Annotated in this window: 15 protein-coding genes; 3 read left to right on the top strand and 12 right to left on the bottom strand. The window is 62.0% G+C overall.

Annotation, left to right across the window (positions count from 1 at the left end; all coding sequences use genetic code 11):
* Positions 1-266: 266 nt before the first annotated feature.
* The 5 genes from FWD29_09150 to FWD29_09170 all read right to left on the bottom strand — a co-directional run bounded on the left by FWD29_09150 (position 267) and on the right by FWD29_09170 (position 3,001).
* Positions 267-671, bottom strand: a complete 405-nt coding sequence (locus FWD29_09150) for a type II toxin-antitoxin system VapC family toxin (GenBank protein ID MCL2804096.1) — start codon at positions 669-671, stop codon at positions 267-269.
* Positions 668-901 (bottom strand): hypothetical protein, encoded by a 234-nt coding sequence (locus FWD29_09155; GenBank protein MCL2804097.1) that lies wholly within the window; start codon positions 899-901, stop codon positions 668-670. Before FWD29_09155 ends, FWD29_09150 begins: the two co-directional genes overlap by 4 nt.
* A gap of 136 nt (positions 902-1,037) precedes the next feature.
* A complete protein-coding gene (locus tag FWD29_09160) occupies positions 1,038-1,415 on the bottom strand; it encodes a hypothetical protein (GenBank protein MCL2804098.1) in 378 nt (125 codons plus the stop codon).
* The gene (locus FWD29_09165; GenBank protein ID MCL2804099.1) at positions 1,412-2,200 is read right to left on the bottom strand and encodes a Sir2 family NAD-dependent protein deacetylase; all 789 of its coding nucleotides are present in this window, start codon (positions 2,198-2,200) and stop codon (positions 1,412-1,414) included. Before FWD29_09165 ends, FWD29_09160 begins: the two co-directional genes overlap by 4 nt.
* A 27-nt stretch (positions 2,201-2,227) precedes the next feature.
* Positions 2,228-3,001 carry a class I SAM-dependent methyltransferase gene (locus FWD29_09170; protein ID MCL2804100.1) on the bottom strand — a complete coding sequence of 258 codons (774 nt, stop codon included), beginning with the start codon at positions 2,999-3,001 and terminating at the stop codon, positions 2,228-2,230.
* Between the two features lie 256 nt (positions 3,002-3,257).
* On the opposite strand from FWD29_09170, the gene FWD29_09175 reads away from it, so the two are divergent.
* Positions 3,258-4,859: an ATP-binding cassette domain-containing protein gene (locus FWD29_09175; protein ID MCL2804101.1), complete on the top strand. Its 1,602-nt coding sequence runs from the start codon at positions 3,258-3,260 to the stop codon at positions 4,857-4,859.
* Between the two features lie 57 nt (positions 4,860-4,916).
* Here the strand turns inward: FWD29_09175 and FWD29_09180 are convergent, their stop codons facing one another.
* The 3 genes from FWD29_09180 to FWD29_09190 form a co-directional block, all read right to left on the bottom strand.
* Positions 4,917-5,318, bottom strand: a complete 402-nt coding sequence (locus tag FWD29_09180; GenBank protein MCL2804102.1) for a type II toxin-antitoxin system VapC family toxin — start codon at positions 5,316-5,318, stop codon at positions 4,917-4,919.
* Positions 5,319-5,666: 348 nt separating this feature from the next.
* Complete coding sequence (locus FWD29_09185) at positions 5,667-5,933, bottom strand: type II toxin-antitoxin system RelE/ParE family toxin (protein ID MCL2804103.1); 267 nt, start codon at positions 5,931-5,933, stop codon at positions 5,667-5,669.
* Entirely contained in the window at positions 5,930-6,208 is a 279-nt protein-coding gene (locus FWD29_09190; protein ID MCL2804104.1) for a type II toxin-antitoxin system Phd/YefM family antitoxin, read from the bottom strand. The genes FWD29_09185 and FWD29_09190 overlap by 4 nt, the downstream gene beginning before the upstream one ends.
* A 116-nt stretch (positions 6,209-6,324) precedes the next feature.
* Here FWD29_09190 and FWD29_09195 point away from each other — a divergent pair, with 116 nt between their 5' ends.
* Positions 6,325-6,573 carry a type II toxin-antitoxin system Phd/YefM family antitoxin gene (locus tag FWD29_09195; protein MCL2804105.1) on the top strand — a complete coding sequence of 83 codons (249 nt, stop codon included), beginning with the start codon at positions 6,325-6,327 and terminating at the stop codon, positions 6,571-6,573.
* 2 nt (positions 6,574-6,575) lie between these two features.
* On the top strand, positions 6,576-6,836 hold the full coding sequence (locus tag FWD29_09200) for a type II toxin-antitoxin system RelE/ParE family toxin (protein MCL2804106.1): 261 nt from the start codon (positions 6,576-6,578) through the stop codon (positions 6,834-6,836).
* 73 nt (positions 6,837-6,909) lie between these two features.
* Here FWD29_09200 and FWD29_09205 read toward each other — a convergent pair whose 3' ends face one another.
* The 4 genes from FWD29_09205 to FWD29_09220 all read right to left on the bottom strand — a co-directional run.
* Positions 6,910-8,511 (bottom strand): AarF/UbiB family protein, encoded by a 1,602-nt coding sequence (locus tag FWD29_09205; GenBank protein ID MCL2804107.1) that lies wholly within the window; start codon positions 8,509-8,511, stop codon positions 6,910-6,912.
* The gene (locus tag FWD29_09210) at positions 8,508-8,888 is read right to left on the bottom strand and encodes an AbrB/MazE/SpoVT family DNA-binding domain-containing protein (GenBank protein ID MCL2804108.1); all 381 of its coding nucleotides are present in this window, start codon (positions 8,886-8,888) and stop codon (positions 8,508-8,510) included. Before FWD29_09210 ends, FWD29_09205 begins: the two co-directional genes overlap by 4 nt.
* A gap of 178 nt (positions 8,889-9,066) precedes the next feature.
* A complete protein-coding gene (locus FWD29_09215) occupies positions 9,067-9,510 on the bottom strand; it encodes a VapC toxin family PIN domain ribonuclease (GenBank protein MCL2804109.1) in 444 nt (147 codons plus the stop codon).
* Positions 9,494-9,691, bottom strand: a 198-nt coding sequence (locus FWD29_09220; GenBank protein ID MCL2804110.1) for a hypothetical protein, incomplete at its 5' end; no start/stop codon positions are given. The genes FWD29_09220 and FWD29_09215, both read right to left, overlap by 17 nt.

The raw sequence follows: 9,691 nt of genomic DNA on the forward strand, positions 1-9,691 counted from the left end.
CTAAGGGGGCTGGGATGCGGCTGGCCCGGGCGAGGCAGCGTCTGGGTGAGGTTTTGAAGGAGATAGAGGATCAAGACTCTACGACACATGGTGTGAAAGGGGTTGTGTAGTCATGAGTGAATCAGCACAACACAGCTGAACCCCCGGAGCATCCTTCCATGCCACTCCGGGGGTTCGCCACCGCCCTGCTTAACGCCGCCGGCGCGCGATGACGGGTTGGCCGGCTAGGTGGGCTCGATCTGGATGGTGATTTTGCTGGGTGGTGGCTATTTAGGCACTTCTCGCCAGTTTTCCACCACCAAGCCCGGGACGCGCGAGAACTCATCCACGTTGGCCGTGGCAATGGTGGCGCCGAGCGAGACGGCGGTGGCTGCAATCAGCATGTCATTGGGGCCAATGGCCTTGCCGGTTTTTTGCAGCTTGTTGCGGATGATTCCATAGTGTTCAGCCGCCGGACCGTCAAATGGCACCACGCCGATGCTGGCGACCAGCGCCCTGGCTGCCTCGAGTGCCTTGCCCGAGCCGCCCTTGCGGGCGCCGAACAGCAACTCGGAGGCGACAACGCTGGGAATCCTGACCTCCGACGGGTCGCAGCAAAGTAGTCGCTGGGAGGCCGATCTGGAGGTGCCGCGCAGCAGGTCGGCACAGATGCTTGTGTCAAGCAGAATCACACGAAATCCCTGTCAGAATCGGTCTCCCAAGGCAGTTCCTCGGGGGCTTCGAGCGGTTCGTTGCCGAGGGAGCCGAGCAACTCCAGCAGGTCTGCTGACCAAGCTCGTCGACCCGTGGCCAGCCTCCGGTTGGCGTAGGCCGAAAGAGAGATGCCTTCGCGGGCGGCCTCCGACTTGGCCGAGTCGATGACGTCCAAGTCAAGGTAAAGGGTCACGGGCTTTCCTGCCACACCTGCCTCCTAATATATGATACTCACATCATACACCGAGGCGGGTTGCCGGTTCGTTGACGGTCATCGACTGGCATGACGACCCGACCGTTTTGGCGCCAGCAATTCGTGCAGGCGCGGTAGTAGGCGCTCGGGGCTAGGTGCTTCGGCCGGCGGCCAGCTCGAAGGCCTTGATAAACCCGTGTGTGGCGGAAATCGCACTGGCGACTTGGGCGACAGCTTCAGCATCCGGATCGCCCAGGTTGGCACCGTGGCCAACCGCGATGAAGTACTTCTTCCCATTCATCTGAGCCACGGCACCTTGGCCAATTGTCACTTTGCTTTTCTTGAGCTGGACCTGGTCCAGCGGCGCGGAGTCGATGACGTCACCTTTGGTGCCATAGAGGGTCAGTGCCCCCTGCGCAATGACGATTCTGCCGTGTTGCGCCAGAGGTTTCATGCCGCCAAAGCCTGATCCGATCTGGACTTCTTCGCCAACATAATCTGGCACCGGCGCGCCCATTGGTGCGGTCATTGTTCCTCCTGTTTTGAGTGTATTTGTGTCCCGTTAGTGCTGGCCAACAGCTCAGGGATGACGTCTTGGATGTCGCCGCGCAGAACCGAATTGGCCTGGGAGTCGTAGGGTGTGGCCTCGGCGTTGACGATAATCACCTTGGCCCCGCCTTGCAGGGCGACCGAAACCAAAGAGGCCACCGGTTGGACCACCAGGGTTGTGCCAATGGCGACCATCAGGTCGCATTCACCGGCCACCTGGTAGGCCCGTTCTAACGGCCTAGGGTCAAGCATCTCGCCAAATAGGATGACCGTGGCCCGGGTGATGCCACCACATTTGGGGCAATCTGGGTCTTCCTCCCCGGCGTCCAAGCGAGCCAGCTGATCCGCCATCGGACCGGTGGCGCCGCAGTCTTCGCAACGCCAGCTCCGAATGTTGCCGTGCATCTCCAATACCCTGTCAGGGCTGTTCCCAGCCGCCAGGTGCAAGCCATCGGTGTTTTGGGTGACTATGGCCAAGAGCTTGCCAGCCGTCTCGAGATCGACGATCGACTGGTGCGCCGCGGTCGGGTGGGCGGCCTGCATATACATTTCGTCGCGGCGTTGCCAGGCGACCTTGCGGACTTCGGCACTATGCAGGTAGTCATCGAGATTAGAGACCCGCTCGGCCGCCGGATTCTTGGTCCACACGCCCTGCGGTCCGCGGAAATCAGGTATGCCGGCGCCGGTCGAAATGCCCGCGCCGCTCAGTACAACAATCCGCTGGGCGGCTCCAACCATCTTCTTCGCAGCGGTGATGTCGTTCATGCCCACCAACTTAGTGCCCACTGCGGCTCAACGCGCGCGCAGCGCGAAAACGCCCCAACCAACATACTGACGGGTGGAGCGGGCGTAGCGAGCCGGTTCGGCCGTCAATTCGGCGCGGACTTGACCAGCCATGTCGTCATCTGGATGGGCGTCGAGCCAGGTCCGCATGGTCAGCCATTGCGCCGCCTGGTAGCGATCCCAGCTGTCCTGATTGGCCAAGACCATTTCGACCACGTCATAACCCAAGCCACCAAACTGTTCCAGCAGCTCAGGCAGAATCAGGAAATCATCTGGGCCAGCCGCTTCGCACTCCTCTACGGTTATCTGGTCCGGGGGCATCTGGCGCCAGTAGGGCTCGCCAATCAGCATGATCCCGCCGGGCCTGAGGCTTTGGGCCAGTAACTCGACCGTGCCGGGCACGCCGTCACCAATCCAAGTCGCCCCAACGCAAGCGGCTAGGTCAACTGGCCCTTCGGCATCGGGCGTGACATAGCCGGCGGCGTCGGCATGGACAAACCGGACGCGATCAGCCACGCCAAGTTCGACCGCGCGCGCCCTGGCCTGCTCGGTAAACATGGCGCAAAGGTCAACACCGGTTCCGGTCAAGGCGTGGTCGCGGGCCCAGGTGCAAAGCATTTCCCCCGAACCGCTGCCCAGGTCAAGGGCGGTGGCCCCTGGTTCTAGACGGAGTACCTGGCCCAGCAGGGCGAGCTGGTTGGGAGTGAAGGGATTGTGGATGCGGTGGCCGGATTCGCGGATGGTAAAGATGCGGTTGATGTCCATATACGTCTGCCCTGTCAAACTGAGGTGCGGCTTGCTCAAGACTCTAGCCCGCTTACCGGGCCGGTTGGCTACCGGGCGCTGGTAGCATCGGCTACCGACGGGCCTCGCGTGACAGGCGAGGCGGGCTTACTTCTAAGGACAACCAAGTGACGGACGGCAGCGGTATCTAACTCGCGCTGAACCCCACGGGGCTGGTGAACAACCCGGTGGTGGCTTGGCGCACCACGGAGCCGCTGGTTGCCAGCGGACTCCTCAGCCGCGATCCGGAGCCGTCATGAATTCACCTGTCACTTTTTCTCATCTCACCTTTGCCTGGCCCGATGGCGGCCTGGTCCTTGACTCTGTCACCGGCGCCTTTAGCCTGGGGCGGACCGGTTTAGTCGGTGGTAACGGCTGCGGCAAATCGACGCTGTTGCGCCTGATCGCCGGTCAGCTGCGGCCCACCGAAGGCAGCCTTGAGGCAGGTCAGGTGGCCTACCTGCCTCAGTCAATTACCTTGAGCGCTGGCGATACTGTCGCCGACCTACTTGGCGTCAAGGCCAAGCTCGAGGCCTGGCAGGCAATTGAGGCCGGCTCGGTTGACCCTGCCCACTTCGAGGCCTTAGGGGAGGACTGGGATATCGAAGCCAGGGTTGAAAAAGCCTTGCGAACTGTCCGGCAAACCGGCGGCAACATGACCAGCATCAGTGCCGATCGCCTGGTCAGCACGCTTTCAGGCGGCGAGGCCATGGCACTGGCCGTGGCCGGAGTCCGTTTGCGGCGGGCAGCCATCACCCTGCTGGACGAGCCGACCAACAACCTCGACCAGGCGATGCGGGCGTTAGTGCTCGACATGTTGCGGACCTGGCCGGGCACTTTGGTGGTGGCTAGCCACGACACCGGGCTGCTTGAACTGATGGACGCCACAGCGGAACTCTATGACCACCAGCTGACGGTATTCGGCGGGCCCTACTCGCAATGGCGCCAAGCCAAGGCCGGCGAGCAGGCGGCCGCCGCCCAGACCGTCAAAGCAGCCCGCCAGGAGGTGCGCCTGGCCAAACATCAGCGCGCAGCGACAGTCGAGCGAACCGCCCGCTCCTTGGCCAACGGCCGGAAAAAGGCCCTTGGCGAAGGACTGGGCAAAAGCGCCCGTTACCGCCAACAAGGTGGCGCCGAACAAAACGCCGGGCGGGCGCGAGGCATTGCGGCAGACCGTCTGGCCGCCGCCCAGTCAGCCCTGACCGAGGCGACGGACAAGGTTCGGCGCGAGCAGCACATCAGCATTGACCTGCCGGATCCCGGTGTTAGCTCTTCCCGAACGATCTTGACATTGGCCTGGGCTGATCAGCAGTTCATTGTCCAGGGCCCCGAGCGGGTGGCTTTGACCGGGCGCAACGGCGTGGGCAAAACCAGCCTGATCGAGGCCATGCTTGGGTTGCGGCCCAGCCAGCTTGACCTACCTAAGGCCAGCCTGGCCACGGCGCGGGTTGGCTATTTGCCGCAGCGGTTCGACAACCTAGACGAGGCGTCTAGTGCTCTTGACAATGTCCTGGCGGCGGCACCGTCCGCGACGCCAGCAGCTGTGCGATCAAATCTGGCCCGCCTGCTGATCCGGGGCGATGCCGTCTTCCGCCCCGTGGCCGATCTGTCTGGCGGCGAACGTTTCCGGGTCGCCTTGGCTCGTTTGCTTTTGGCCCAGCCGCCACCACAGTTGCTCATTTTGGACGAGCCAACCAACAACCTCGACCTGACATCGGTAGACCAGCTGATCGAAGCTCTCAGCCAGTACCGTGGGGCGGTTCTAGTGGTCAGCCATGACGCGGAATTCCGCCGCCGGCTCGGTGTCGAGGTGGCGCTTGAGCTGACCGGCCCAACTATCACCGTGCATCGCAGCTAGCAGGTGGCCGGACGGCTGATCAGACCGGGGGTTCGGATCCCGGACCACTGGTCGGCCTCAGGCGCCCAGTTCTGAGATGGGGTCAACAGCTGGCAAACCCATCAGGCCAGCGGTCTTAGCCATGAGGCTGTCGTGGGTAGCGACAGTGACAACTTCGGGGATTAGCAAGGCCGTAGCCAGGTGGAGCGCGTCAAGGGTTCTGATGTGTGAGGAAATGGCTTCGGCCTGCTGGTGGATCTTCTCGGTTATGTCGAACAGTCCAACTCGAGCCAATAGAACTTCGCCCGTTGACACGGGTTCACCCTCACGCCTGAGGACCCGAACAATCTCGGTGCGCAACAGCCGCGAGGAGACAAACTCATTGTCCGAATGGTCAATCCAGGTAATCAGCCGCTGGCGATGGGGCGTCTCAAGTAGCGCTTGGATCCCAATGGACGCGTCTAGGTAGAACAGTGGCACTAGTGGTCACCGCGTTGTTCGTCAAGAATCCTGGCGGCAACCGCTGTTGTGCGCCTAGGTCCGATGCCGCGCCTTGGCCAAGGTGGAGGCGTCGCGGCAGGAGGCGCGTAGCCCGGCAAGTCCTGGAGTCGGCTTGCGCGAGTCTGTCGGTGGGGGGTAATGTCCCAGCGACTGGCGCCGCGTTCAGTTACCGTGACCAGCCCAACCCGGTCAACTAGTGCCAGGGCGCGGGCGGTGTCACGAGCGACTTCGCGTTTTGTCAACCTATTGTCCATGGACCGACCCTACCCTGAATGTCTGACAAACAGCAAATATGTCAGACAAACGGCAGTTTGTTTCGCCGCGACGTCAGGTTCGGTAGGCGTCGCGGCGGTGCTGGATTCGAATGACTTGTATGACCACGGTTTTGTCGTCGATGTCGTAGATCACCCTGAATTCGCCCCGCCGAGCGGACCAGGCCGGAGCTAGGGGAGGTCGCAACGGTTTGCCGACACGCCGGGGGTTTGCCGCCAGCGGTCCAACGACAAACGCCCAGCAAGCAGCCGCCACCGGTTTAGGCAGGGTGTCGGTCAGTGCCCGTTTTGCCTGGCGCGACCAGCGCACCTGATAGGTCACAAACGTCCCGCTTCCCGCATCGCCCCGGCCACGTCGTCAGTGCTGAACCAAGTGCCCTGGGCCATCTCCTTTCGACCCTGAGCGAGCTCGCGGACGGCGTCCGCGTCAGCCAGCACATCAAGTGTCTCGATCAGGGCGTCGAAATCGGCCGCGCTGAGTAGGACCGCCTCGCGGCGGCCGTTCCTGGTCACATCGATCCGCTGATGGGTGGACACGGCGCTGTCGATGAGTTTGGAGAGCTCTTTGCGGACTTCGGCCAGCGGCAGTGTCGTCATGTACATAATTGTAGTCACAAGGGTGTCGCCGGAACGGGTGTCGCCGAAGGGAAGCCTGTCGAAGCCCTTGAAGTGCAAAGATGTACATTTAGGCAGTGGCAATGTACAGTAGGGGCATGAAGACTGTCAGTGTCGCCGAGGCTAGGCGCAATCTGGCGGCCGTCTTGGACGAGGCAGCGCGCCAGCCCATTGTCATCGAGCGGAGAGGCAAGGCCGCCGCGGTGATTGTCGAAGTTGACCAGTTCCAGCAGATCTGCGACGCCCAAGACGACCTCGATGACATCGCTGCCTTCGATTCAGCCATGGCAGAAGAAGGCGAAAACTTACCCTGGGAGCAGGCCAAGGCTGATTTGGGCTGGGCCTAGCATTGGCTTACCGCATTGAAGTGCGTCCGGCCGCCATGCGGGCGCTGCGCAAGATCGACCCGGGGCAACAGGCTCGGATCCAGGCCGCGATCTCGCTCCTGGCCATTGACCCCCGGCCACCAGGCGCAATCAGGCTGCAAGGGCGCGACGGCCTGAGAGTCAGAGTCGGGGACTACCGGATCATCTACGCCGTGCACGACAACGTTCTGTTGGTGGTCGTGGTCACACTTGGCCACCGCAAAGACGTCTATCGCCGGGACTAACCAATTGACAAGGCAGCGCGGCCGACCTGGCGGCTATGGGCCGTAACAGCAGTGGGGGAGTTGCCGCCTTAGTTCAGCTGCTGCGCTGGCGGCGCTTTAGGCCAAGGAACAGCGCCGCCAGGCCGCCGGCCACGGCCACAGTACGTCTGAACTGCCGGTTTTGCCGGCGCTGGTGCTGTTCCATGCGGGCATCGAGCATGGCGCCGAAGTCGGCTTCAAAGCTGCCATCCTCCAGCCGGGTGACCATTTCGCCCATCCGGCGCACCCTGGGAACCAGGCCAGCCGCCGCCTCGACCGGATTGGTCAAGAGCTTGCTAGCCGCCTCGGTCAGCATTGAGAAGGTTGATCCCTTGTTCGCCACATAGGGTGTGGCTGTGGCCAGCATGTCCAGTTCAGGGTCCAAGACCAGGCACAGGCCAATCACGGTGATCAGGGATTTGAATAGGAAAGTGGTTTGGCCTGGCAGGTTGATGGGCTGGGCATAAATGAACCGCTGGATTTGGCCTAGGACCTCAGAGTCAATCGACAATTGGACGGAGCCATCCATCATGGCGTCGAGAAATGAGGCTCCGGTGTAGAAGCCGGCCACTTCGCCCACCAGGGTGTCTATATAAGGCGCAATCAAATCAGCCAGCCCGCGGGTGTCTGCCCCAGGCCCAAGAAAGCCCAACGATTTCATCGAAGCGACAATGCCGGCGGCGTCTCGCCTGACCAGTGCCGCCACCAGCCAGGTGTATTCCTGGCGGGCCTGAGGCGTGACCTGGCCCACCATGCCGAAATCGATCAGCTCGATGGTGCCGTCTTGGCGCACAAAAACGTTTCCTGGATGAGGGTCGGCGTGGTAGTGGCCGGATTCGATGACCATCTCGAAGAACAAGCCGGCCAGGCTGACGGCCAGTTTGTTCCGGTCAAGGCCCCAGGCGTCGATAGTCGCCAGGTCGTCGATTGGTACCCCGGCCATGTATTCCATGGTTAGCACCCGCTTGGTTGACTGCGGCCAGTAGATCCGGGGGATATCAACATGCGGGTTGAACAGCAGTTCGCGTTGAAAGGCCTCGGCACTATGGGCTTCTTTGACGTAGTCAAGTTCGTCAGAAAAGGTGGCGCCGAAATCGGCCTCCAAGCCGGCCAGATCAGTGTAGCGACCCAGGTCAGTCAGTCGACCAAGCCAGCGCAGCAGCACTCGCAGGCTGCGCAGATCGGTCTCAACCAGATCCTCAATCCCAGGCCGGAGTACCTTGACGGCGACGTCAGCGCCATCAGGCAAGCGAGCCCGGTGAACTTGTCCCAAGGAGGCCGCCGCCACTGGCTCGCGGTCAAAACTGGTGTAGACCGACGCCAGTGGTTGCCCCAGTTCAGCCTCGATCACTTCGACAATCTGATCAGTTGGCACCGGCGGCACGGCATCACGCAGCTCGGACAGAACCTCGATGTACTCCTTGGGCATCAAGTCGATCCGGACAGATAGGAACTGCCCAACTTTGATTATCAACCCGCCCATTTGGGCGGCAAAACGAACGAATTGCCTGGCTTGGCGGGTGTAGAGGGCGCTGGTGGCTTTGGCTTGCCGTGACCGGCGCAGGTGCCCCAGGCGCTTGTGCACCCATAGTTCAACGGCGAAACGCAGGGCCAGCCCGAGTGTTCTGATGTAACGGGCTGTTCCCGGCTGGCTCATGCCGATGAGTCTACGTTGGCATCTCCAGGCGCCTTGGGCTCGTCTTCGCCTGAGGTTTGGTCAGCGGCTTCTTGATCCGCCGCCGCGGTGAAGGCTTCCATAAAGCTTTGGGTGCTGGTGCCAAGTTTGTTTAGCTTGGCCATAAAGAAATCGGCGAACTTCTCAAAGACATCGGCCTTGATCAGGACGACCGAATCGTTGACCTTGTTGCCAAAGACCATCAGCTTGTCGCCAGCTTCAATGCCGAGTTCCCGCCGGGCGTCGGCCGGTAAGGAAATCTGGCCGCGCTCAGAAACTGTGGCGGCGCCGTAAATACGGCCGGGGCGCGGTAGGTGCTGCCAGGGAAAGCTGCCCGGACTGGTTGGATTGGTTGCCATCTTGGCCTCCTGTTGTAGTCGAGTGTCGTTTGGCCGCCTCGGGCCTCTTTCACATACATTACATGATTTTCATGCAAAACATACAATTGGCCGATGCCGCGGAGTCGGGCTGCAGAAACTGGCCCAATTCCGTGGAGTCTAGTCCCACGGAATCAGTGCTGGCGCCTGGGCCAAGCGGCTAAATGAGGTGGACCCAAATCCGGTCTTCGGGCAGCAGGGCTTCCTTGATGCCTTTGTCGAAGGTGGCCAGTTGGACCTTGGCGCTGGCGGCCAGGTTGGCTAGATGGAGATCGGTTACTTGTGCCGGTGCGACCAGTCCGGCCAAGTTAATGCTGGGTGCGGACAGCGACGACGAGTCGGTGATGAAGAAATGGCCGGATTGAGCCCTGAGGCTGGCCAGCGCGTCGAGCACCGACCGGCCTGACCAGGTGGTTCCAGTGACGGCCCGATTGAGCATCAATCTGACAAATCCGGCCTCGGTCATCGCAGTGGTGGCCCAGCGTTCCACCACTGCGAACCACTGGTGGGCGCGTTGGTGGTGGACATGGGCCGGGTTGGTTAGCGCTATCAGCACATTGACATCAAGCAGGAAACCGGCAGGCGCATCACGGTTCGTCGTCACGATGCCTCACCACCATCCGATCAGTAATGACGTGGCCGGGAGGGGCGTCGAACAGGGGGAACCCGTCTGGCGGGGCCGGCCTACCGGCCAGCGCCGTCAAAGCAATGTCAGAGACGGCTCGGCCCAGCGAGGTGCCCTCGGCGTTGGCTTTGGCCCGAGCCGCGGCCAGGACACGCTCATC

This window comes from Micrococcales bacterium, assembly GCA_009784895.1.
In the GTDB taxonomy this organism is placed as follows: Bacteria; Actinomycetota; Actinomycetes; order Actinomycetales; family WQXJ01; genus WQXJ01.

Bases quoted from the DNA above. Each gene is read 5' to 3' on its own strand.
- FWD29_09195 (MCL2804105.1), top strand. From the start codon at position 6,325: ATGAAGACTGTCAGTGTCGCCGAGGCTAGGCGCAATCTGGCGGCCGTC.
- FWD29_09210 (MCL2804108.1), bottom strand. From the start codon at position 8,888: ATGGCAACCAATCCAACCAGTCCGGGCAGCTTTCCCTGGCAGCACCTA.
- FWD29_09165 (MCL2804099.1), bottom strand. From the start codon at position 2,200: ATGAACGACATCACCGCTGCGAAGAAGATGGTTGGAGCCGCCCAGCGG.
- FWD29_09205 (MCL2804107.1), bottom strand. From the start codon at position 8,511: ATGAGCCAGCCGGGAACAGCCCGTTACATCAGAACACTCGGGCTGGCC.
- FWD29_09175 (MCL2804101.1), top strand. From the start codon at position 3,258: ATGAATTCACCTGTCACTTTTTCTCATCTCACCTTTGCCTGGCCCGAT.
- FWD29_09190 (MCL2804104.1), bottom strand. From the start codon at position 6,208: ATGACGACACTGCCGCTGGCCGAAGTCCGCAAAGAGCTCTCCAAACTC.
- FWD29_09160 (MCL2804098.1), bottom strand. From the start codon at position 1,415: ATGACCGCACCAATGGGCGCGCCGGTGCCAGATTATGTTGGCGAAGAA.